The sequence below is a fragment of the Blautia sp. HCP28S3_G10 genome (genome assembly GCF_052065235.1).
Taxonomy (GTDB): Bacteria; Bacillota; Clostridia; order Lachnospirales; family Lachnospiraceae; genus Blautia_A.
The window spans coordinates 1-23,623 of sequence record NZ_JBQHUL010000036.1 but is presented as its reverse complement, the minus strand read 5'-3'; the positions used below and the strand labels follow the sequence as shown (position 1 = coordinate 23,623).

The 23,623-nt window shown below is 39.8% G+C and carries 27 protein-coding genes; 24 read left to right on the top strand and 3 right to left on the bottom strand.

The features are described from left to right. Window positions 1-19 precede the first annotated feature (19 nt). Entirely contained in the window at window positions 20-1,054 is a 1,035-nt protein-coding gene (locus tag ACTNB8_RS13285) for a LacI family DNA-binding transcriptional regulator (RefSeq protein ID WP_441055461.1), read from the bottom strand. A 444-nt stretch (window positions 1,055-1,498) separates the two neighbouring features. Here ACTNB8_RS13285 and ACTNB8_RS13280 point away from each other — a divergent pair, with 444 nt between their 5' ends. Beyond that, complete coding sequence (locus ACTNB8_RS13280; RefSeq protein ID WP_441055445.1) at window positions 1,499-3,934, top strand: GH36-type glycosyl hydrolase domain-containing protein; 2,436 nt, start codon at window positions 1,499-1,501, stop codon at window positions 3,932-3,934. A 2-nt stretch (window positions 3,935-3,936) separates the two neighbouring features. Here the strand turns inward: ACTNB8_RS13280 and mnmA are convergent, their stop codons facing one another. Continuing rightward, complete coding sequence (mnmA, locus tag ACTNB8_RS13275) at window positions 3,937-5,049, bottom strand: tRNA 2-thiouridine(34) synthase MnmA (protein ID WP_441055443.1); 1,113 nt, start codon at window positions 5,047-5,049, stop codon at window positions 3,937-3,939. Between the two features lie 231 nt (window positions 5,050-5,280). Between mnmA and ACTNB8_RS13270 the strand changes: the two genes are divergently transcribed. The 8 genes from ACTNB8_RS13270 (at window position 5,281) to ACTNB8_RS13235 (ending at window position 10,883) form a co-directional block, all read left to right on the top strand. Continuing rightward, complete coding sequence (locus ACTNB8_RS13270) at window positions 5,281-5,427, top strand: hypothetical protein (RefSeq protein ID WP_441055441.1); 147 nt, start codon at window positions 5,281-5,283, stop codon at window positions 5,425-5,427. Window positions 5,428-5,619: 192 nt separating this feature from the next. Further along, a complete protein-coding gene (locus ACTNB8_RS13265; protein ID WP_441055439.1) occupies window positions 5,620-6,525 on the top strand; it encodes a MetQ/NlpA family ABC transporter substrate-binding protein in 906 nt (301 codons plus the stop codon). A 64-nt stretch (window positions 6,526-6,589) separates the two neighbouring features. Beyond that, window positions 6,590-7,600, top strand: coding sequence for a methionine ABC transporter ATP-binding protein (locus tag ACTNB8_RS13260; RefSeq protein ID WP_441055437.1), 1,011 nt, complete (start codon window positions 6,590-6,592; stop codon window positions 7,598-7,600). Continuing rightward, the gene (locus ACTNB8_RS13255) at window positions 7,590-8,252 is read left to right on the top strand and encodes a methionine ABC transporter permease (protein WP_441055435.1); all 663 of its coding nucleotides are present in this window, start codon (window positions 7,590-7,592) and stop codon (window positions 8,250-8,252) included. The genes ACTNB8_RS13260 and ACTNB8_RS13255 overlap by 11 nt, the downstream gene beginning before the upstream one ends. A 359-nt stretch (window positions 8,253-8,611) precedes the next feature. After that, window positions 8,612-8,896, top strand: a complete 285-nt coding sequence (locus tag ACTNB8_RS13250; protein WP_441055433.1) for a DUF7724 family protein — start codon at window positions 8,612-8,614, stop codon at window positions 8,894-8,896. A gap of 278 nt (window positions 8,897-9,174) precedes the next feature. Then, a complete protein-coding gene (locus ACTNB8_RS13245) occupies window positions 9,175-9,363 on the top strand; it encodes a hypothetical protein (RefSeq protein WP_118045893.1) in 189 nt (62 codons plus the stop codon). A 106-nt stretch (window positions 9,364-9,469) separates the two neighbouring features. Continuing rightward, window positions 9,470-10,663, top strand: coding sequence for a hypothetical protein (locus tag ACTNB8_RS13240; RefSeq protein WP_441055431.1), 1,194 nt, complete (start codon window positions 9,470-9,472; stop codon window positions 10,661-10,663). Window positions 10,664-10,667: 4 nt separating this feature from the next. After that, the gene (locus tag ACTNB8_RS13235; RefSeq protein WP_441055429.1) at window positions 10,668-10,883 is read left to right on the top strand and encodes a hypothetical protein; all 216 of its coding nucleotides are present in this window, start codon (window positions 10,668-10,670) and stop codon (window positions 10,881-10,883) included. A gap of 51 nt (window positions 10,884-10,934) precedes the next feature. On the opposite strand, the gene ACTNB8_RS13230 is transcribed toward ACTNB8_RS13235, so the two are convergent. Then, the gene (locus ACTNB8_RS13230; protein WP_441055427.1) at window positions 10,935-11,633 is read right to left on the bottom strand and encodes a helix-turn-helix domain-containing protein; all 699 of its coding nucleotides are present in this window, start codon (window positions 11,631-11,633) and stop codon (window positions 10,935-10,937) included. A 119-nt stretch (window positions 11,634-11,752) separates the two neighbouring features. Here ACTNB8_RS13230 and ACTNB8_RS13225 point away from each other — a divergent pair, with 119 nt between their 5' ends. The 15 genes from ACTNB8_RS13225 (at window position 11,753) to ACTNB8_RS13155 (ending at window position 23,354) form a co-directional block, all read left to right on the top strand. Continuing rightward, a complete protein-coding gene (locus ACTNB8_RS13225) occupies window positions 11,753-11,950 on the top strand; it encodes a hypothetical protein (protein ID WP_072521484.1) in 198 nt (65 codons plus the stop codon). A gap of 12 nt (window positions 11,951-11,962) precedes the next feature. Beyond that, window positions 11,963-12,265 carry a hypothetical protein gene (locus ACTNB8_RS13220; RefSeq protein WP_441055425.1) on the top strand — a complete coding sequence of 101 codons (303 nt, stop codon included), beginning with the start codon at window positions 11,963-11,965 and terminating at the stop codon, window positions 12,263-12,265. Between the two features lie 185 nt (window positions 12,266-12,450). Further along, complete coding sequence (locus ACTNB8_RS13215) at window positions 12,451-14,460, top strand: VapE domain-containing protein (protein WP_441055423.1); 2,010 nt, start codon at window positions 12,451-12,453, stop codon at window positions 14,458-14,460. A 261-nt stretch (window positions 14,461-14,721) separates the two neighbouring features. Beyond that, on the top strand, window positions 14,722-14,922 hold the full coding sequence (locus ACTNB8_RS13210) for a hypothetical protein (RefSeq protein WP_022380604.1): 201 nt from the start codon (window positions 14,722-14,724) through the stop codon (window positions 14,920-14,922). Between the two features lie 3 nt (window positions 14,923-14,925). Continuing rightward, window positions 14,926-15,174: a hypothetical protein gene (locus ACTNB8_RS13205; protein ID WP_441055421.1), complete on the top strand. Its 249-nt coding sequence runs from the start codon at window positions 14,926-14,928 to the stop codon at window positions 15,172-15,174. A 198-nt stretch (window positions 15,175-15,372) separates the two neighbouring features. After that, window positions 15,373-15,663 (top strand): hypothetical protein, encoded by a 291-nt coding sequence (locus ACTNB8_RS13200; RefSeq protein WP_441055419.1) that lies wholly within the window; start codon window positions 15,373-15,375, stop codon window positions 15,661-15,663. After that, window positions 15,663-16,094 carry a hypothetical protein gene (locus ACTNB8_RS13195; RefSeq protein WP_227197192.1) on the top strand — a complete coding sequence of 144 codons (432 nt, stop codon included), beginning with the start codon at window positions 15,663-15,665 and terminating at the stop codon, window positions 16,092-16,094. Before ACTNB8_RS13200 ends, ACTNB8_RS13195 begins: the two co-directional genes overlap by 1 nt. A 105-nt stretch (window positions 16,095-16,199) precedes the next feature. Further along, window positions 16,200-20,117, top strand: coding sequence for a hypothetical protein (locus ACTNB8_RS13190; protein WP_441055417.1), 3,918 nt, complete (start codon window positions 16,200-16,202; stop codon window positions 20,115-20,117). Window positions 20,118-20,173: 56 nt separating this feature from the next. Next, complete coding sequence (locus ACTNB8_RS13185) at window positions 20,174-20,476, top strand: hypothetical protein (RefSeq protein WP_055066181.1); 303 nt, start codon at window positions 20,174-20,176, stop codon at window positions 20,474-20,476. Window positions 20,477-20,553: 77 nt separating this feature from the next. Further along, window positions 20,554-20,964, top strand: coding sequence for a hypothetical protein (locus ACTNB8_RS13180; RefSeq protein WP_441055415.1), 411 nt, complete (start codon window positions 20,554-20,556; stop codon window positions 20,962-20,964). Further along, entirely contained in the window at window positions 20,964-21,218 is a 255-nt protein-coding gene (locus ACTNB8_RS13175) for a hypothetical protein (RefSeq protein WP_005427356.1), read from the top strand. The genes ACTNB8_RS13180 and ACTNB8_RS13175 overlap by 1 nt, the downstream gene beginning before the upstream one ends. Beyond that, on the top strand, window positions 21,202-21,351 hold the full coding sequence (locus ACTNB8_RS13170) for a hypothetical protein (protein WP_441055413.1): 150 nt from the start codon (window positions 21,202-21,204) through the stop codon (window positions 21,349-21,351). Before ACTNB8_RS13175 ends, ACTNB8_RS13170 begins: the two co-directional genes overlap by 17 nt. A 15-nt stretch (window positions 21,352-21,366) precedes the next feature. Further along, on the top strand, window positions 21,367-21,849 hold the full coding sequence (locus tag ACTNB8_RS13165; RefSeq protein WP_441055411.1) for a hypothetical protein: 483 nt from the start codon (window positions 21,367-21,369) through the stop codon (window positions 21,847-21,849). A 196-nt stretch (window positions 21,850-22,045) separates the two neighbouring features. Then, entirely contained in the window at window positions 22,046-22,330 is a 285-nt protein-coding gene (locus ACTNB8_RS13160) for a hypothetical protein (protein ID WP_441055409.1), read from the top strand. Window positions 22,331-22,682: 352 nt separating this feature from the next. Next, on the top strand, window positions 22,683-23,354 hold the full coding sequence (locus ACTNB8_RS13155) for a Rha family transcriptional regulator (RefSeq protein ID WP_441055407.1): 672 nt from the start codon (window positions 22,683-22,685) through the stop codon (window positions 23,352-23,354). Window positions 23,355-23,623: the final 269 nt, after the last annotated feature.

Sequence of the window (23,623 nt, the reverse complement as noted above, 5' to 3'; positions counted from 1 at the left end):
CCCTTAAGTAAATATGATTTTATATTTTATTTTTTGTGTTCAGTTTGTTAAGATCCCGTACTGATGCACCGGGAAAAAGTGTGCCGTCAACAGTGAATTTGTCAATGATCGTTGTTTTGGGATTTTCAATCAGGTCGATCAGTTTTTCTGCTGCCAGCCGCCCGATTGTCTCAGTGTCCTGACAAAGTGTTGTCAGTTTTGGTTCGAGAATACGGGCAAAGTTGATTCCGTCGTATCCTGCAATGGAAATATCTTCCGGAATCCGTAAGCCTCGGTCTCTGATTTCATTGATTCCACCAAGAGCAGCGAAATCATCTGGATAAAGAATGCAGGTAGGTGGATCTTTCAGATTCAGAAGTTCGGAAGTGGCGATTGCTGCTGACATTGCATCCCTGTATGGAATTACCGGCATATATTCGTCCGGAATTTCGATTCCTTTTTTCTGAAGTGTCCGGTAAAAACTTCCCAACCGACTTCTTGTTACTGAAGAATCTTCTCCGTGAATATAGGCAATCTTACGATGTCCTTTCTGCAGGATATAAGTTACCAGGGCTTCCATCCCCTGAATGTTGTTAGATACAACTGAAATTCGACCATCAAATACATGGTCAATGGTTACAACAGGAATATCAGAATATACCAGCTTCTGGACTTCCTCTGTAAAAAAATTGATACAGGCGATTACTACTCCGTCAACACCGCGATAGCGGCAGTGGTCATAGTAATTAGTTTTCTGTCCGGATAGATTTCCACTGGTAAATGTGATATCATATCCTTTTGATTCGGCTGTACGTTTGAAACTTTCCAGTACATGATTGAAATAATCATGAGTCAGTCCGCTCATTGCTTCATCAACAAACAGAACTCCAAGATTATGACTTCGTTTGGTTTTTAGTGTTCGTGCCGAAGAATTAGGAAGATATCCCATTTCCGAAGCGGTTTTAAGAATCTGCTGTCTGGTTTCTTCACTGATGTCCGGGTAACCATTTAAAGCTTTGCTAACGCTTGCAACGGATACGCTGCAGGCTTTTGCTATGTCTTTCATGGATACCATAAGCATGTCCAGCCTTTTCTCTGTTTTTGTTTCCTAAATCGTTTTCGCAAGATTATCGTACTTCATTGTTTTCGGAATTTCAAGTGTTTTTTGTGCCTATTGCACAGCTTTTACCTGTTGTACAAAAAGATAAATGTAAAAATTGAACAATTGCACAAAAAGAAAGCTTTATTTTTACGAAAAATTTCGTAAAACAGATCGAAATTACGAAACAGCATTTGCACATTAAAGCAATACTCTATAATATAAAAATATAGTTGATTTTTAAGAAATTCTGAATTATACTGAAAGCGAACAATTTTTTTCTATATATACATACAATTTCTTGACTTATTCGTTTTCGCAAATCTATTATCTGTCTTTGGTGGACTGATTCGTAATCGCATACCCTGATATCAATATTATTTATTTTATTATGTTTCGTTTTTTACAAGGAGGTTTCTCATGAAATATGGACATTTTGATGATAATGCAAAGGAATATGTGATCACTACGCCGGCAACACCACTGCCATGGATCAATTATCTTGGAAGCAATGATTTCTTCAGTCTGATATCTAATACATGCGGAGGCTACAGTTTCTATAAAGATGCGAAACTGTTACGTATTACAAGATACAGATATAATAATATCCCTGCAGATTCAAATGGAAAATATTACTATATTAATGATAATGGTGTGATATGGAATCCTGGAACAATGCCATCAGGAACACCGGTAGATTCTTACGAATGTCGTCACGGACTTGGATACAGCCGTTTTATATCTTCCAAAAATCAGCTGCAGGCAGAACTGCTTGCTTTTGTCCCAACAGATGAAGCGTGCGAGATCAACTGTCTGAAACTGAAAAATAATTCTTCTGAGGAAAAACATATTTCACTCTTTTCATATGTAGAATTCTGTCTGTGGAATGCTATGGACGATATGACAAACTTCCAGAGAAACCTGAGTATCGGAGAAGTAGAAATTGAGGGAAGCACAGTTTACCACAAAACAGAATACAGAGAGAGAAGGAAACATTATAGTTTTTTCAGTGTAAATACAAAGGTTCAGGGAATTGATACAAGCAGAGATTCTTTCCTGGGTCAGGGGCAGGGAAATGCACTTCCGGAAGCTGTACGAAACAGAAAGGCCAGAAATTCCGTTGCAAGTGGCTGGTATCCGATTGCAGCGCATCAGATCGAACTGACACTTCAGCCGGGAGAAGAAAAAGAATTTGTATTTGTACTCGGTTATGGTGAAAATCCGGCAGATGACAAGTGGGAGGCCCCGGGAGTCATAAAGAAAACAGACGCAGCCAGAATCCTTGAACGTTTCAACACAACAGAAAAGGCAATGGAAGCATTTGCGAAACTGAAAGAGTACTGGAATACGCTTCTTGAAAGATTTACAGTATCCAGTGGTAATGAACATATAAACCGCATGGCTAATATCTGGAACCAATATCAGTGTATGGTTACATTTAATATGTCCAGATCAGCATCATATTATGAATCAGGAACCGGAAGAGGCATGGGATTCAGAGATTCCTGTCAGGATCTTCTGGGATTTGTACATCTAATTCCGGAGCGTGCGAGAGAGCGTATCCTTGATATTGCAGCAACACAGTTCCCGGATGGAAGTGCATATCATCAGTATCAGCCGCTTACAAAACAGGGAAACATGGACGTGGGAAGTGGATTTAATGATGACCCGCTGTGGCTGATTGCAGCAGTTGCTGCTTATCTGAAAGAAACCGGAGATTACAGTATTCTTGATGAACCTGTAAGATTTGACTGCAAACCGGGAACAGAAGTACCGCTGCTTGAACACCTGAACAGATCGTTCCAGTTTACTGTGACACATCTGGGACCACACGATCTGCCGCTTATCGGACGGGCTGATTGGAATGACTGCCTGAATCTTAACTGTTTCTCAAGTGAACCCGGAGAATCTTTCCAGACAACAGGACCGTCTGAAGGACCGGTTGCTGAATCTGTATTTATTGCGGGTATGTTTGTAAAATACGGAAGAGAATATGAGGAAATCTGTAAACGTACAGGACATGAAAAAGAAGCTGAAGAAGCGGAAAAAGCTGTAAAGAAAGTTTATGATGCAGTGCTTGATGCAGGCTGGGATGGAGAATGGTTTGTGAGAGCTTATGATGCATATTCCAATAAAGTTGGTTCTTCTGAGTGTGAAGAAGGAAAGATATTTATTGAACCACAGGGATTCTGTGTTATGGCTGGAATCGGACTGGAAGAAGGCAATGCAGAGAAAGCACTGGATTCTGTTCAGAAATATCTGGAAACAAAATATGGTATTATGATTCTTCAGCCGGCATATACACGTTACTATCTGGAACTCGGGGAGGTTTCTTCCTATCCGCCGGGATATAAAGAAAATGCCGGTATCTTCTGCCATAATAATCCATGGATTTCCATTGCGGAAACTGTGCTTGGAAGAGGTGACAGAGCTTTTGAGGTTTACAGAAAAATCTGCCCGTCTTATATTGAAGATATCAGTGAAGTTCACAGAACAGAGCCATATGTTTACTCACAGATGATAGCAGGAGCAGATGCACCGAGATTTGGTGAAGCAAAGAACAGCTGGCTGACGGGAACAGCTGCATGGACATTTGTAAATCTTTCTCAGGCACTTCTCGGAATCCAGCCAGGGTATGACGGACTGATTGTAGATCCATGTCTGCATGGCAAATTTGGAGATTTTTCCGTAAAAAGAAGATTCAGGGATGCAGAGTATCATATTGAAATTCATAAACCGGATGGAGTACAGAAAGGTGTACTCTGGATAGAAGTTGATGGTGAAAAAATTGCCGGAAACCAGATTCCTCTGATCCCCGGCAAAAAAGAATATCATGTAACTGTTCAAATGGGATAAAATTATTCCGCATCTGTGATAACTGTGGAGGGAAGTCCCTTGCCAAGGATGGTACCTCCACCAAGAACCATGTCACCGTCATAAAGGACAGCAGCCTGACCAGGAGTAACAGCACGCTGTGGTTCTTCGAAAGTGATCTTCAGAAGATCATCACCGATCTGTTCTACAGTTGCCGGCTGTTCCGGCTGACGGTAGCGTGTTTTGACTTTGCACTGAATTGGTTTGTCCAGATGATCCCATGGAATGAGATTGATATCATTTACATAGCAGCTTGTACACAGGAGGTCCTGTTTACCGCCGAGAATGACTTCATTGGAATCCAGGGTCTTACCACATACGTAAAGTGATTCAGGGGCAGAGATACCAAGTCCGCGGCGCTGGCCGATGGTATAGTGGATCTGCCCTTTATGTCTGCCAAGAACATGGCCTTCTTTGTCTACAAAGTTTCCAGGAGCTGAAGATTTACCTGTATACTGTTCGATAAACGAAGCGTAATCTCCGTCAGGAACGAAACAGATGTCCTGACTGTCTGGTTTGTCGGCATTGATGAATCCCTGTTCCTGTGCAATCTGTCGGATTTCTTTTTTGGTGTAGCCGCCAAGTGGGAATAATGTATGTGCAAGTTGATCCTGGGTCATGGCATAGAGAACATAACTCTGATCTTTAGTTGGGTCGAGCCCTTTTTTCAGAATATAACGTCCTGTTTCGGGATCCTGTTCTCTGCGGGCATAGTGACCGCTGGCAATATATTCGCATCCAAGTTCTCTTGCTTTGTCCAGAAGTGCTGAAAATTTCAGGAAACGGTTACAGTCGATACATGGATTAGGTGTTCCTCCATGAAGATAGGTGTCAGCGAATTTGTCAATAACATTTTCCTTAAACTCGTCATGCATGGGAAACACATAATAAAGGATTCCAAGTCTTGCAGCAACGCTTCTCGCATCTTCAGTATCAGAAGGTGTACAGCAGGCACGATGTCCGGGATAACTGCACTGTGGGTTATCATAAAGCTTCAGGGTAGCTCCGGCGCAGTCATATCCGTCATTGACCATAAGATAGGCAGCAACGCTGGAATCTACACCGCCGCTCATGGCGATGATTGCTCTTTTCTGCATAATTTTTCTCCTGTATATAAATAAAATAGGGGTTACTTAATGAATAAGAGTATGGTATCATTATAGAAACGCAGTGTCAAGATTGTTAGGTGAAGCAAGTTGCTGTAAACGGAGTGAGCAGTAATACATAAAATTTAAATTGTGCTTGACAGGTGAATAAAGACATGATATATTCAACCTATCGGAAAAATAGGTAATACAAAAACCGAAAAAACTCAAGGAGGAAGAGTCATGTTTACAGTAAAAGCAACAGAGAAAAAAGTCATGTGTATGATGAATCAGGAAATGTCAATGGGCAACATGTACATGTGTATGTCTATGTTTTGCTGTGCTTCAATGTATCAGAATCTTCCTGAGACAGCTGAATTTCATTTGTAGGAAATGCAGATGTCAGGGTGTAAATATTACCGTATCCATCACAGATACTGATAGCTTACATGAACAGGAAGAATCCAATGGACTTCCTGCTTTTTTTATGTAAAGAAAATACCTGATCCGGCACGGAAGTCAAAGACACAATTACAATTGAATATGAAAATTAAATTTAAAAGAAAAGAGAGGAATTTTATTATGAGAACAAAAAAATTACTTACAGTATCCCTTACAGCAGCACTTACAATTGCAGCACTTACAGCAAATGGCGTGATCGTCAGCGCTGATGCGGAAAAAGGAACCATCAAGGTAGCAGCTTCCGCAACACCTCATGCAGAGATTCTTGAGGAAGCAAAACCAATTCTTGAAGAAGAAGGCTGGGAGCTTGATGTAACTGTATTTGATGATTATGTACAGCCGAACCTGGTAGTAGAGAGCGGAGATTTTGATGCAAATTATTTCCAGCATATCCCGTATCTTGATAATTTCAATGAAGAGCAGGGAACACATCTTGTCAATGCAGGCGGCATTCATTATGAGCCATTCGGAATTTATCCAGGAACAAAAGAGAAACTTGATGATCTTGAAGAGGGCGATACAATTGCAGTACCAAACGATACTACAAATGAGGCAAGAGCACTTCTGCTTCTTCAGGACAACGGTGTTATCACTCTGAAAGACGGAGCGGGACTGGAAGCAACAGTTAAAGATATTGAAGAAAATCCGAAGAACATCAAGATCGAAGAACTGGAAGCAGCTCAGGTTTCCAGGGTAAAAGACGAAGTTGCATTTGTTGTGTTAAACGGAAACTATGCACTGCAGGCAGGATATTCCGTATCCAAAGATTCCATTGCACATGAGACATCTGATTCAGAAGCAGCAAAAACATATGTAAATATTATCGCAGTCAAAGAAGGAAACGAAGACAGCGAAGCAATCAAGGCACTGGTTGACGTTCTGAAATCTGATGAGATCAAAGATTTCATCAATGAGAAATATGACGGAGCAGTTGTTCCTTTTGACGACAGTGCAGACAGTGAAGAAAATACAGATGCTGATGCAGCAGAAGAAGATGCTGAAGCTGAAACAGAAGACGCTGAATAATTTCAGCTTTTATAAATAAACGTATTGCAGAAATATACAATTTAAGGGACAGGAGGAAATATAAATGGAGCCGATGATACAGGTTGAAAATCTCTGTAAAACCTTTGAGACAAAAGGCGGAACAGTAGAAGCAGCCAGAAACATCAGTTTTTCCATAGAAAAGGGAGAGATCTTCGGCATTATAGGTCTCTCCGGCGCAGGCAAGAGTACACTCGTACGATGTCTGAATCTATTGGAAAGACCTACATCCGGAACAGTCCGGATAAAAGGCAAAAGTCTTACAGAATTATCAGAGAAAGAATTGCGAAAAGAACGCCAGAACATAGGAATGATCTTTCAGCATTTTAATCTTCTTATGCAGCGAACAGCATTGGACAATGTCTGTTTTCCTATGGAGATTGCAGGAATAAAGAAAAAAGAAGCACGGAAAAAGGCACTGGAATATCTGAAAATCGTAGGATTGGAAGAAAAAGCACTTTCATATCCGGCCCAGTTATCTGGTGGTCAGAAACAGAGAGTTGCAATTGCGAGAGTACTTGCAAGTGATCCGGAGATCCTTCTCTGTGATGAAGCTACCAGTGCACTGGACCCGCAGACAACCAAGGCTATCCTGGATCTGATCAAAGAAATCAATCAGAAGTATGGGATCACTGTAGTAGTCATTACACATGAGATGAGTGTAGTGCAGGAAATCTGTGACAAAGTGGCTGTCCTTGAAAAAGGAAATCTGGTGGAAACCGGTACAGTGGAAGAACTTTTCCGTAATCCGAAGACAGAGGAAGCAAAGAAACTGGTATTCAGCGGAAGAACACAGATACAGGAAATGAAGGGCAAACGACTGATCAGAATAACCTTTGAAAATCAGTCATCTTTTGAACCTGTGATCGGAAACCTGGTACTGAATTACCGGACACCGGTAAATATTCTTTATGCTGATACAAAGAATATCAACGGTGAGGCTCAGGGCGAGATGATCCTGCAGCTTCCGGAGGCAGAGGATATTGCAGAGAAGATGATTCAGTATCTTAAGGATATTAATATAGGAGTAGAGGAGTTGAGGTCAGATGTGGGATAATGAAACAATTATGATGTTACTGGAAGGAACCAGAGACACACTGTACATGACTCTTGTTTCTACTTTTTTCGGATATGTACTGGGACTGCCTCTTGGAATCCTGCTTGCAGTTACTGATAAAGAAGGAATCCATCCAAATGCGGGAATTTACAAAGTTCTGGATGTTATTGTGAATATTCTGAGAAGTATTCCGTTCCTGATTCTTCTGATTCTTGTGATTCCATTGACAAAACTGCTCGTCGGACAAAGCTATGGATCAAGCGCAACAATCGTACCGCTTGTCATCGCAGCAGCACCTTTTATTGCGCGCATGGTTGAATCTTCTCTTAAAGAAGTGGACCCTGGAGTTGTTGAGGCAGCCGTAAGCATGGGAGCCGATACAATGACTGTTATCTGGAAAGTACTTCTTGCAGAGGCAAGAACTTCTCTTCTGGTTGGTGTGACAATTGCTGTAGGAACAATCCTCGGCTATTCTGCAATGGCAGGTACAGTAGGTGGAGGCGGTCTGGGAGACATTGCTATCCGCTATGGATACTACAGATACCAGACAGATATCATGATTGTTACTATTGTGATACTGGTTGTGCTTGTACAGATTCTTCAGGGTATTGGTATGATGCTTTCAAGAAAACTGGATAAGAGAAAGGCATAATTTTCGGAACAGTTAAAATCATAAACTTTATTTTATATTTTTTATAAGATTATCAGACAAGCGTTATCATGTTTTATCTAATGTTATCAAGCAATTTTTATAATGCCGGAAAACCTTGATTTTACTAGATAAATTTATAAAAATGGTTTCATCAACATTTATATTGTTTTATCTTCTGTCGATAAAATGATTATGGATTTGTGGGGTAAAAATTGGGGTAAAATGTGGGGTATGAAAACGCAATAGATATGTTTTGCTGCATGGTGATTTAGATGGTACAGGATGTGAGAAACCAATAGAAAAGATATGGCGGTTCGGTTATAATAAAGAAAAAGTATTGAGCGAAAGATGTGGAGCAGATGGAAAAGACAGCAGATAACTGTGCCATATTGAAAAGCGACAGCCAGTATACGATATTCATTTTTAAAGATCAGATTATACGTTTTGCGACATCATCAAAATTGGAAAGATATACAGAAGTAAAAGAATGGGATAAAGGTTATCTGGTTGTAATGGCAAAGTATACGAATCTGAACGAAATGGAGGAGTATATTGATTTGGTTCCGATTCTTCAGAATTTGAATTATGATGTAGATAAATTCCTTGCACCAATAAAGGAGGTTCGGATTGATTATGCAGTTTGATATTAAAAATGTGTTGTCAACCATGAACATTGAAAGAGATGATCAGTTAAAAAAGATTGCACGGAACGCAGAGTATCTGGATATGGTAGATAGAGGAATTGCTTAATTCTCAGAAGGCAAAGGGCATTATGAAGATTAGAGTGAAGGGCTGGAGCTGTAACAGGTTCCGGCTCTTTTTGCATGAAAGCGCGGCGTTGATGTGTCGAAAAATGTCGAATTATAATCTATTGTGTTATAGCAGAATTGGAAGTATGATGGAAGAAAAGGAGATGAGCATTATGGCAAAGAAAATTAAATGTCCAGGATTCCTGTGTGGAAGTACAGATGTAGAGTATTTGGGTGGAAATCAGCGAACCAGTTTGAATCTGAATCCGTTACATCCATTTACATTGGTAAATACAAAGCCAAAAGGAAAACAAAAGTTTAGATGTAGGAAATGTGGAAAAGTATTTGAAGCTAAAATTTAAAAGAAGAATTGTTATATACCACTAGTCATAAAGCGACCAGTGGTATTTTCATGAAATTGTTTTGACAGTAATGAAATTACGTTATAGAGAATGGGATACTATTTTATTGCCAAGTGTTGAAAAATGGAATATTATGGAATTAAATAAAAATCTTGGAGGAAAAATGAACGAAGCTGCGTTAATTGAAATGGGAGAATATTTGAGGAATATTAAAATACCGGATGTGTCAGATAATACTAATTTCTGGTTGATTAGAACAATGAAAGGTTATTTCTATGATGAATTCATAAATCAAAACTATGTTGCTTTGGGTTGGAATTTTGTTACTCAAAATACATCTTTTGATAAAATGAATATAGAAATATTGAAAGATCAGATAAAAGAGAGATACGAGGATAAAAGACCAGGAGTTGCTATAAATAAATGTATAAGATTTATAGAAGAAGTAAAATCAGGGGATTATGTTCTCATTCCTAATAGTGGAAGTTCAGAGATTACAATTGGAATTTTAGGGGAATATTATGAAGAAGAATTTGATTATTTAGAGGAATTGTCAACTATTAAAAAAATAGAAAATAAAGAATTTGAAATTGGAAATATAAAATGTCCATATCGAAAAAGACGTAAGATGAAAAAATTATTAACGATATCTTCAGGAAGATTAGGATATAAGATTTTAAAAGGAATATCCTCATATCATGGTATTAGTGATATGAATGAGTATGATGTTGATATTTTGAATTGTCTTTATAATTGTTATACATACAAGGGAAATATGATGTATTCATTAAATATCGCAAAAAAAGAGCCAATAAAAGCTAGGGAATTGTCAAAATTAATGTATGGTATAACAGAGTTGTTTTGTAATTTGACAGAAGAAGATTTAGTTACGGTTACGATTAATTTAAATTCCCCAGGAAAAGTTACTGTTGTTTTAAAGGAAGGATACGATAAGCTGAAAAAAGGGGCTATTCCGTTATTGGCAATTTATCTCTTTGTTTTCGGTGGAAGTGGATTTGGTTTTGAGTTCCCTGGATTAGCGAAAGGCATAATTAATACAATTGAAGAATATCGAACAATGGAGACAGAGGTTGAATTGAAAAAAGAAGAGTTGAAAGGAAAACAACTTGAAAATTATAAAGCTGCAATGGAAGTAATTAATATGTCAAAAGATACAGAAAATGATATAGATATAGATAAGGTACTGAAAGATTTAAAACTTATTGATGAATTAAATGATAGTTTGAAATTTGAATCAAATATTGATTTTGCGAAAGGTATTAAAGAAAGCGAAGAGTGATTTGATGAAAGATGTATATGCTGCAATTATATTCCTTATAATATCGTTTGTTACATGGTTGTCGGTTTCTTTTAAAATTTCAAGTACAATAATAAATGAAGAAGAAATTTTTGCAGAAACAAAGAAAGCAGTAATATTTTATATAATAAATATGTGTATAGCAAGTGCTTTGACATTATTGTGTTATGAAATAGTACTGATATTTCAAAGAGTTGCATAATAATTCTTTGCATTAATTAAAAAAGATAGCTTAAGTAAAGCACTCAACGCCTTAATTGGTATTGGGTGCTTTTTTGTTTGAAATATTCTCTGTTTCAAGAAATGTTGCTTTTAAATCGTAAAATTTAGCTCGATATTTTTCTACATTGAGATTAGACATATATATTTGCAATTCATCGAGAGATTTAAGAATCGCAGATAAAGAATTTAAATCTTTGATTGTATTACGCCCATGTTTTTCTTTACCAGTAAGGAGTGCATGATAACAATAACTATTTGAAATATTAGTATTACAAGAGGTTGCATATTGTCTAATTTGATCTAATAGTAAATTACCGTTTTCAGTTGTTATAAGGTAATCCAATATTATATTCCAGTCAGTGGCAATCTCTCTGTATGTGGAATTTTCTTCTCTAATTTGATACATATTTAATATGCTTAATTTTTGAAAAGCATCAGGAGAGAGCGCATAAGTTTTATCTATATATGCCTGAAAATGAGTATCAGATTGTAGTCTACCCAATAAAAAGTCTACATCACAGTCGAGAATTGTTGATAAGTTAATTAGTTCTAATGTTTTGGGTAAGGTGTTTTTTTCCCAAGATCTGTATGTTTTAAGAGTTACATCAAGTATATCTGCCAATTGTCTTTGTGTATATCCTTTTTCTTTACGTTTCTTTTTCAGGTTTTTAGTAAATGTGTTTATTACATCTTTATGCTCAATTATAGGTATATTATTACTTATTTTCATTCAATATTCCTCCAATAATGAGTAGTAAATAGGTAATTGTTTACCTATATCATATCAGATACAATTAGACTTGTAAATAGCAAACAGTTGATAAGACGAAGTGAACACGAGGTGAAAGCATGATAAAAACAAACGAACACAATGTATCATTTAATGATTTAACAGTCGATACCGCAGGGCTTCAGGCATTAACGCATGCAGGTATTAAAACTGCAACAGAAATTGGAGTGGCAGCAGGAGCAAAGATTTATGTAGGAAGACGCGTTTTATGGAATGTAGCAAAAATCAGAAAATATCTGGACGAAATCTCTGAGTAAGGCGGTGATTCTATGGAAGTATATGAAAACCTGTTGCCGGGGAAAGAAAACGCACTGACACCGGAGTACCTTACTGTAAAATGTCACTTTTCCAGTGTCCGAATGCTTCAAAAACAGATCGAAGCAGAACGTAAGGCTGGCAAAGTCATATTATCAAACACCACACCGCCTGGAGGATATTATCTTCCGGCAGCAGGAGACACAATGGAAATCCGGAAGTTTATTCGCGCACTTGAGAATCGAGGAGAGAATACTTTGCGGGCTCTGGAGAGTGCAAGAGAACTTTTGGAAGAGTTGGAAGGTGATAAGAATTGACTTTTGAAAGGATTTTATCGCACTTTCAAGTTAGGAAACGCGGGACAGGCAAAGCACAATGCATTTGTCCGGCACATGCAGATAGAGAGGCTAGTTTAACACTTACAGATGGTAATGATCGAGCATTGATTAAGTGTCATGCTGGATGTAGTACTGAGGAAGTTGTTATTGCAGCAGGATTAAAAATGTCAGATTTATTTTACGGAGATGGATTGGCAAAGGAAAGATGGCGAGTGTACATAGAGAATCGTGAAAAAAGAAAAATCGAGGCTGTGTACAATTATGCTTCCATTAACGGTGATTATGCATATACAAAAATACGATTAGAAGGCAAGAAAATGCTTTTTGGAATCTTGAGTAATGAGCGTTTTGCTTATGGCTTAAACGGAAAGAACAAGAAAACGTTTAATGCAGTATATGGAAGCATATCCAGTATAAAGCGGGCCATTGAGAGAAAAGAACCAGTATTTATTCCAGAAGGGGAAAAGGACGTTAATACTTTAGTTAAAAAAGGATACGCTGCTTTTTCTTGTGGCGGTGCAAATGATTGGAATAAAAATGTATCCGAACTTTGTAAAGACGCAGATGTGATAGTTTTGGCAGATAATGATGATCCGGGAAAGAAATTAGCGTCTACTGTTGTAAGAGACTTAAAAGGTACTGCTAAGAGTATCAAGATAATTATTCCAATGCCAGAGGTGCCTAAAGCAGACATTACTGATTATTTTGAAGCAGGACATACTGTTGAAGAATTTGAAAATTTAATAAGGAATGTTGATGATACAGAGAAGATTTGCGCAGATGTTCAGCAAGATCAGAAGCAGGATATAGGCAAAAAACGATCTGTAATACAAAAAAACAAGGACGAAGTAGCAGGAGGTCCGGCATTAGTCTTTAAATTCCTTGACTGCAACTATGATGAAGATGGAAATGTAAAAAGCGTAAAACAGCTTGTACATAATTTTGAAATCGTTATGGATAAAGACAGCCGTTTCGCCGGGAAAATTCGCCTTAATGAGTTTGCACAGCAACCTTACTTATATGGTAGTGTACCATGGGAAAATGAGAATAATTGCAGAGCATGGAGCAGTCATGATGATTCAGCACTGTTTTCGCTGATACAGGCTGATTATGGGCTTAAAAGCCGACAGGACTTTGCAGATGCATTGAAAAATGTTTCTATGCGGAATAAATTCCACCCAGTAAAAGAATTACTGGATTCCCTTACATGGGATGGAAAAGAGCATATAAGAAGCCTGTTGCCGGAATATCTTGGAGCAGAGGATTCTGATTACACATACCAGGTAATGCGCTTATGGATGCTAGGAGCTGTTTCAAGAGTGTATAAGCCCGGAAGTAAATTTGATTATACAATCATATTGCAGGGTTCGCAGGGCATTGGCAAGAGCACATTTCTGAAATTGATGGCTTTAGACGATTCCTGGTTCAATGATTCATTGGACAGCTTGGATTCAGACAAAGCGGTCCAGTCGCTTACCGGATCATGGATCATTGAGCTTGCAGAACTTAAATCTCTGGCAAGGACGGCGGGCGGTGTGGAGAGCGTAAAGCGATTCCTGACAGCCACACAGGACAAATATAGGATTCCTTATGAAAGGCGAGCAGACACGTTTTATAGACAGTGTGTATTTGCTGGAACCACTAATAAAGATGATTTCTTGCAGGATGAGACAGGAAACAGGCGTTTTCTTATTATTCACACAGGAGTTACAAAACCATCTAAGAGCCTTTTTACACCAGAAGCTATGGACGATATAAAACAGGCATGGGCGGAAGCAGTGCATATTTGGAAAAACGAAGATCCACAGTTGATACTTCCGGAAAACTGTATGCAGCAGGCTAAAGAGCTTCAAGAGGCAAATATGGCAGATGATGGCAAGCGTGGAATTATTCTGGACTACTTGGAAGGAAAAACTCAGGTGTGTGCTAGAGAAATATGGTTTGAAGCATTAAAGGAAACCATACCACCAAAAAATTGGCAGGCATCAGAAATAAATAATATCGTTGCTAAAATACCGGGATGGGAAAGGCTTAAAACTCCACGTAAATTTGATGGATATGGACAACAACGAGGCTTCAGAAAAATAGCAATGAAAACTACAGAAGAGGAATCTGAAAATTCTGAGTTTGTTGTTGCTTCAGAGCAAGAACAAATGGAGCTTCCGTTTGATTAAGTAATTTTGCGGTTGTTTTTATGAATTGTAGTGAAGTTTGTAGAATGAATGTAGTTCGCTTAAACTCAGTATTTACAAGTGTTTCTACATATTCTACAAATACTACATCATATAAAAAGAAATATATAAAAGATAATAATATAGGGATATAAGGGTATATAAAGAAAACTTTAAACTTTTTGGAACGATTGTAGTTGTAGTCTGTAGTTGGATTTTGTAATGGATTTTATAGGCGGTAATCCGCCAGAAAGGACAATAATCATGAAAATCATGACACAGGATAAAACACGAGTTTTAAATTTTAAAATGACGTATATCAGTTATGTAAGTAAGAACCGTATTTGTGAGGGTGATTTTGGTATTGCGGAATATGCAAGTCCAGAACGCGCGAAAGAAGTGTTGAATGATATGTTTCAAAAGTATGCAGCAGGAGAAAAAGCGTATATCATGCCGGAGGAGTAGCTAATGGATGCTAAAGAAGAATTAAAACAGATCTACGACATCTTCGCGGACTGCTGGAGGTTATACAAAAGGCTGTATCCTCCGGGCAGACCTGAAGACGATGCATACTGGCAGGGAATGATGAAAGAATTAGAAGTGTTACGGAAGAATTATCATCATTCTCGGTTGTGTGAGGACCTTCTTTGTGCTGTTGTCAGGGATTTAGAAACAAAATCCAAAAGAAGTAATCCTGCTGCCAGTATGCAAGAGTAATGGGGGCGGTCACCCTTGTAATGCATCATATCATGCCAGGCTGAACGGTGCAAGATGGGGCAAACATGTACCACAACTGTGGTCAGGTTTGATGGTAAAATATATGTAACAGGTAATATTTCATTGTTTCGGAGGTGGTTTTTGTGGCAGTTATTGCACTTTTGTTATTTGTGATTGTATGTGAGTTGGCGGCTATTTATGACAGACAGAATGGGGGAAAATGACATGGGAAGAAAGAAACAGATTTCAGATCAGAAACGCTTGCACAGGGAAAGAATGCGATTGCAGAAGGGCGTGTTTAGCTCTCTGGCTAATGCGATTGGGAACATTGGAGAACTTTATGCGGATTTCGTGCAGAGCGATGAGGTACGTAATTCCATGAAAGCTACAGCGGATAAAGCAATTGAATGCATGGATAATATCAAAGAACTTAACGAGCTGGAAGAACAGCTGAAAGCAGAAGAGCAGGAAAGCGAGGATGAGGATTAATGGAGAAAGTAGTAGTTCAGACCGGTGCGAAGACATACCAGATTACTGATCAAGACGGAAATGATCTGGGCGTGTTCAGATTTATTCCTTCAGATGCAGGTATTTTAAAGAGGTATAAAGAGGCAGCAACTTTCTTTACAGGAATCAATGACAAAATCAAGGACAAAGACTTCGAGGAAATTCTACCGGATCTGGAAAAAGAAGCTGGTGAAAAGATTGATCTGTTGTTTGGTGCTCCTGTATCCGAGAGCTTCTTCAAGATTACCAGTCCGTTTACCATTCTCGACAGCGGGGAAATGTTCGCGGAACAGATTATTACTGTTATCGGTGGAATCATCGAAAAAGAGCTGGATGCAAGGGAAAAGGCGCAGCAGAAAAGGATAAAAAAGTATACTGACAAATACGCAAAGAAAGAAGTAGCCGAAGCGTAGCTACATAACAGGGCTGTCCTGGTAACGGGATGGTCCTGAGTATATAACGGCATTGGAAACAGGATTCAGTGCCCGAACCTCAAATAGTTTGGAGGCAGATATAACATGGCAGATGGTTCAATTATCATTGATACCAGAATAGATACCGGCGGTGTGTCGAAAGGAATGAATGCTGTAAAGGCTGGAATGACCAGAATATCCGCACAGGTATCGAAGATGGGCGATTCAGCAAAAAGTTCTTTCCAGAGGCAGATAACAGCGATAACGGACCTGTATCAGAACTACGAGAAGCAGGAACGTAAAGTATCAGAGCTAAAATCAAAGCTCGAAGAACTGAGCGAGGTCAGAACCGAGACAGAAGAATACAAAAAGCTCAAAGACGACATGAAAGCGCTGGAAAATGAGTTTGAAAAGGTTGAGACAAAACAGCGTGAATGGCTGGAGATGGGCTTTTCAATAGATTCTGCACCGCTTAAGGAGCTTGACAAACAGATGGATGGCATCTGGGCAGATATTGACAGATTACAGCGGAAACAAAAAGAGATGCAGGCATCCGGAAGGGCTTATGTAAATCCTAAATCTACAGATGCGTATAAGGGGACAGCCGAGAAGTACAATACGGAATCGCAGAAGCTGGAACGCATAAACGGAAGGTTGTATTCATCATACAATAATCTGAAGAACAAGGTTGAGGAATACCGACAGAAAAACAACCGGCTGGCACAGGCCATGCAGAATCTTCAAAAGGCTGCTGCTCGTGTAGGTATGGTTGTAAAGAATATGGGTTCAGCATTGAGAAGTGCCGGTTCCTCGATTAAGAGCATGGTCTCAGCGATGAAAAAAGCTGTAGAGAACATGTTTAATCTGAACAAACAGACAAATCGGTCGAGAATGAGTCTTTCCCGAATGCTGGGAATGTCGTTGCTGTTTTCAGGGGTATTCCGGGCGGTAAGTGCTGTCAGTGATGGTGTGAAGACCGGATTTGAAAATCTGGCACAGTATTCTAACAGTACCAATTCAGCAATCTCCTCTTTAATGTCCAGCATGACGAGGCTGAAAAACTCATTTGCTACAGCCTTTGCACCTGTTCTCACCGCGGTAGCTCCGATCATGTCAAGATTTATTGATATGATTTCCAGGGCAATTACTTATGTGGGAATGTTTGCAGCAGCATTAACCGGACAGGATACTTTTGTAAAAGCGGTTGGTGTTCAGGAAGATTATGCTGCAAGTCTTGATAAGACCTCGAAGAATGCGAAAAAGGCATCGAAGCAGACAAAAAGCTATCTTTCTTCGTTGGATGAGGTGCACAAAGCTTCAACCAGTGGGAGTGCAGGAACAGATGATTCCGGTGGATACAAAGCACCTACACCGGGACAGATGTTTGAAACGGTCCCGATTGCAAATAGTATTAAAGGAATTGCGGATAAAATCAAGAAGCTCATTAAATCGGAAGACTGGGAAGGTCTTGGAGCTTATATTGCCAGTGGAATAAATAAAGGACTTCAAAAAGTCTATGATGCTATCAACTGGAAAAAGGTTGGACCCAAAATAACAAAATTCTGTAATGCATTTACCAGAACATTTAACAGTCTGGTAAATCACATCGACTGGGATTTGATGGGACGGACGGTTGGTACCGGTATCAACACGATTGTAAATACGCTGAATCTCCTGATTACAGGAATCAACTGGAAAAACCTTGGTAAGAAATTTGCAACCGGAATCGCCGGCTTTGTTCGGGAAGTCAACTGGAACAATCTTGGACAGCTCATAGGAAACAGGTTCATGATTGCCTGGAATATCTTTAACGGGATGGTCCATAACCTTCCGTATAAGGAAATTGGACAGGTTGTTGCGGATGGATTGAATGGTGCTGTATCAAGATTTTCTCTTTCGGAAATCGGAGATACACTGGCAACAGGGCTGAATGGTGCATTCACATCATTGTACAGCTTTACAGAGCGTTTTGACTGGTCAGAGCTGGTAAATAACATTGCCGGTGGTATCAATACCTTTGTATCGGAATTTGACTGGAAAGCGAATGGACGTAAGTTGGAAGCCTTTCTGGACAATCTGTGCGGATCCCTAGTGGATATGGCAGAAAAGACAGACTGGGAGGCTTTTGGAAAAGGTGTCGGAGATATGCTGACACAAGTTGACTGGCTTGGACACCTGAAGCAGGTGATAAAAGCTGTTGTCAAATCGCTTGGAGGCCTGTTTGATGGCATGGAGGCGAGCGGAACAGCCGGTAAGATAGCTGCTTTTCTTGGTAAAGCGTTTATTGCAGTGAAGATTGCAGATATAACGGGAATCAGTGACCTCGTAAAATTACTACTAAAGGCAATCGGAAAGAAACTGATCGGGTCCGAAGCAATCGGAGAATTGTCAGGTAATCTGACTACTCTTTTAGGCAATGCAGTAAAAGGTGCGGCAGGAAGCTTTACTTCCCTTGCATCAGCTATTACCCCACTGGTAGGCACTGCAGGGCTGATTGCCGGTGTGGGTGTTGCGGCGGCCGCAGCTACTTCTGAGATTGCCAAAATGGTAGAGACCATGCAGGGCGGCAATGGTGTCGGTGGTACATTTGGAAATACCATGGACAATTTCATTCAGACATTACAGCGGCGTGGCGATATCATATCCGGTTCTGCAACAGAAATCTGGAATCTGAAAGAATCTCTTGAGAAAGAGGGCATGACTGCTGAGGAAAAATCCAGTGCAACTCAGAAACTTATTGATAAGCTGGGTGAAATGGGTGTGACATCTGAGCAGGCAACACAGGCATTCGAGACATTGAGACAGAAGGGGCTCATTACAGATGATATGTTTGATATCCTGTCAGAATCCATTAAAACACTCGGCAGTGATACAACCAACATGGCAAGTCAGATTAATCTTGGAAGCCAGAGTGCTCAGAAATCTTACGATGATCTGAAACTTGTCATTGGAAATTTGACAAATCAGATGCACCTCGGAACGGATGAACAGGGACAGCTGTTAAATGCACTGGAAAGAACTGCGGATTCCGGCGGTACTGCACAGGATGCATATAACAACGTCATGGCAGCAGTTAAGAACATGGGCGGAAATACTGAGACTGCTGCAAGAATTTTTTCAGAAGTGTTCCCGAATGCAGTACAGGCTACAAAGACCAGCGTAGACAAAAATATTGTTAAAGCACAGCAGACTGTAACGACTTCTACCGGAAAGATGAAGACAGATGCAGAGACGAATCTGGCAGGACTCCAGAAAGCAGCAGAGGACGCTTCCAACGGTGTGAGCGCAGCGACAGTGACAAACTGGGGCAATTCAGCAGCGGAGGTGGATAAGAACCTTGATCAGATGAAGCAGCATGCAAATCTGAAGCTTGGAGAGATGCAGAAGACAGTAGATAGTCATTTCTCCGGTCAGTACAATACCATGACCAATAAATGGAAATGGGCCGGTGAACGTATTGCACAGATAATTTCTGAGATGATCCGGAATACAGAAAGAAGCCTGGAAGGGCTGGCACGTGAGATGAAGTCTATCGGAACGAGGATGGGAAACAATCTGGCAAATGGAATTTCAAATGCAACCAGTGGAATCACAAGGACATTGAACAACGTTGTTGGAAAAGTGAATAGCACGATAGGAAATATCAACAGTGCTTTGTCTGGAATAGAGAGTGCATTCAGCTTTTCTTATGATGTAACGGGTCCTACAGGCAACCGGAGATGGGGCTATTACAATATGAGTTTGCCAAGGGTGAATACAATTCCATATCTGGCTAAAGGCGCAGTTATTCCACCTAGAAGTGAATTTCTGGCTGTCCTTGGTGACCAGAAACAGGGCAATAATATTGAGACACCAGAAGCGCTGCTCAGAAAAATTGTCCGTGAGGAAACTGGTGGACAGCAGAGTAGTGGAAATTATCGTTTTACTGCTCAGATTAACCGAAGAACAGTATTTGATGAAATTATTGAAGAAGCAAAGTTAAGACAAAATACAAGCGGCAGAAACCCGTTTGAGCTGGCATAAAGCAATTCCCTGTCATGCTAAAAAGTGTGGCGGGGAGAACGCAGGGAGGAAGAAAAATGCTTACCAGGGAAGCAACTTATGAAGATTATGGATTTTCAGAGGAAGAAGATAAGAAATTTAATGAGTTTTGTCGAAAGCTTGAAATGAGGGACAAGATATTGTTGTTACAGTGTGCAGCAGAAGTGTATCCGAACGTTTGTGATGAACTTTATTGTTGTATCGTAATTGGAATGAGCTATGACAAGATGAATAAAAAGAACTTTGTTCCACTTGATCGTAAAGATTTCTATGCATACCGGAAGAAAACGCTGGCTGTGTTCCGGGAGGCATTAAAGGCATGTAATAGATATCCGTTCTAAAGGTTGGAATAGAACCTGTCAAAACTGTCTGTTTTTATGTATTGGAAAATATCATTGATTAGTTAGGGGTGATTATTATGGCAAAAGGTATATCAGCAGAAGCACGTGAGGACATATTAGTACAGGCATTTTTAACGTGTCCAAATATAAGTGAGATATCTAAAAAGACGAAAATTCCCAGACCTACAATTTATACTGTGATTCATTCAGACAGCTTCCAGCGTAAGTATTCTGAGGCAAGAAACGAGGCCGTAACAGGAGCGATTGCATACCTGCAGGGAAAACTTGGAGAATGTGCAGCAGTGTTGGTCAATACGGCCACTGATACGGAAGTGCCGGCACAGATCAGAGTGAACGCGGCTAATGCAGCATTGTCACAGTGCTCTCAGTGGACAAAGAATGTAGATATGATTGAACGTCTGGAAGCTATGGAAGAATTGATGTCACGAGTAGAACAGGAGCAGAAATCACAGAAGAGGCGGACATAATGAATATACAAGCAAGATTAAAGCAAGCAGAAGAACGGGCTATGCTATTGCAAAAGAAAGCAGATACTATTCACTTGATCATGGTAAAGCCTGTTCCCGGAAAGGAAAGACTTTATACAATATTGGGCGAAGATGGTATTTACAATGAGAAGAAATTGGCTGAATTTCAGCAGAAGCATAGCGTTGTAACGACCATCATTCTTAATATTCCACGTTTGCCAGAGGAAGGAGTATTAAATGCCGAGAAGAAATAAACGTGTAACGATAAGAGCTACAAGCGTGCCGGAGTTGCACCAGTGGCTGAGAGCTTGCAAAAGGGAAAATGCCAGAAAGAAATCACAGGGGCATAATGGGACGAAGAAACAGACAAGGGATTTGCATATTTAAAGGTGGTGGTGAATTATGGGAAGTCCGTTGATTAAAAGGCTTGATGCTTTATACCAAAGAGCTCAGATGGTAATGAAAGTGCAGGCGGATCATGCTCCGTTTGTGTCCATTGCTCCATGGAGTTTTATGAAGAATGAATGCAGGGTTGAATATTTCCCGGAAGGACATTATCAGAAGCCAGAGCGGATAACAACTACACTTCATGATGCATTAATGATAGCTCAATATTATTACGAATGTGGGTTGTATGTTCAATTTACAATGAGCCTGTGTATAGAGTGGCTGTTCCTGTATGTGCGTGATGATCCACGGTATTCTCCGCCACAACAGAAGTCATGGTATACCAAGTGCACAGAAGAATATCCGGAAATAAAAGCCATGTTGGAGAGCGAACAACGATTTGAAATTATTGGAGCATTGAGAAGAATGCCTCAGAATTTCCTTTTTAAGGGATTGCCTGATGATATTAAAGATGATTACAAATTGATGGATTTTTAGACAAAAAATGTCGGGAGTATGGGAATTCGTTGACACGATTACGCACGTAAAGGAATTTTGTAACACGATAACGCACGCGAAAATATTCGGAGATTTCGGAGCCCCTAAAAGAGTAAAATGCATTAGAGCGAACCCCGAGCGAACCCCGAAAAATAAGACTGTAAATATTATCGAACAAAACGAAAAGGAGATTTTTATGGATGGCTGTAACGAAAATGTAATTGAATTTATGACCAACGGTACCAGAGCAACTTTATCATTCTCACAGGGTCGGTATAAGTCTGTAATCCGCAAGCTGGCAGAGAAGCACCCGGAAGATTGTCGAATCATTGCGGATAACGAGGACGGAAGCATTTGTGCTCATGTTCCAGTATCCTGGCTTCGGATTTCTCCACCGAAACAGTATACAGAGGAACAGCGGCAGCAGATGGGAGAACGACTGAGGCAGAACAGGTCTGAAAATACAGCAACACAAGGATAAAACAGGGCGAGAAACGATTGAAAAGTGCTTGAGGTAAAGTTGTAAGGGGGAGCAGATAAAAAGGCTAAATGAGCCGATAAAACAGTAGAAGCGGTGATGCTGGCATTTAATAAAAATCCTGCTGCCGAACCTACGGTTCAAGGAGTTTTTCACTATTTTAAGGAGTGTTGTTGAGAATGAAGCAGTGAGGAAGCAGTGAAGAATGGTAAAAAAGGCGGCGAGAACCGGGAGTGCTTGAACTGTCGATTAACAGTCGATATATTTGATCGAAGCGGTGAGGAAGCGGTGAGAAATTAATAAATTAATGGAAAAAGTTGGTATTTTCGGATATAGCTAAAGAAAGGCGTACAGTATGAATGAACTTGTTTATTTAAAGAATGATGAAGCGGTGTGTGATAGCTTGCAGGTGGCCGAGAAGTTTGGAAAGAGGCATGACAAGTTGATAGCCGAAATAAGAAGAATGTATGGAGAGTTGATAGGAAAAAGAGGTGTCCAAAATGGTGGAGCGAAATTTTTCTTCGAATCAACTTACGAGAATCGTGGAAAACGATATCCTATGTTTTTAATGACGAGAGATGGCTTTTCATTGTTGGTAATGGGTTTTACCGGGAAAGAAGCTCTTGAATGGAAATTGCAGTATATCCGGGCATTTAATCAGTTGGAGAACTTTATCCGTGAGAAATCTACTCAAATGTGGATTGAAACCCGGAAGGCAGGAAAGCTTACCAGAAAGGCAGAGACGGATACGATTCAGAAACTTGTGGAGTATGCAAAGGGGCAGGGAAGCAGTCATGCAGAAATGCTTTATATGACTTATACCAGACTGGCAAATAAAATGGCAGGAATCAATAAAAGGGACGAAGCTACGGTGATGCAGCTTAATAACTTATCTTTAATGGAAAATATCATTTTGCATGAGGTTGATCTGGGAATTATGCAAGGGAAACATTATCAGGGAATATACAGGGATTGCAAGAAACGACTTGAAGCGGTGAAAGATTTGGCATACCTCGAAGCGGTATAAGAAGAAAATAGGGATAGTAAGAGATATGGGTGATTTGCAACGGGAAATTGACAAATTCCTGAAGCTGGCATATAATATACTTATCAAGACAGCCAGTAAGGGAAGTCAAGGTTCCCCGTCCTGGCAAATATGTTTAGCTAAGATTTAGCCGCCTATTCTTGATATGTACCCCTTTTACTGGACATCCAGTGAAAGGGGTATTTTTATGCGTTATACTTACGAATTTAAGAAAAAAGCTGTTGAATTGTATCGCCAAGGAAAATGGATTG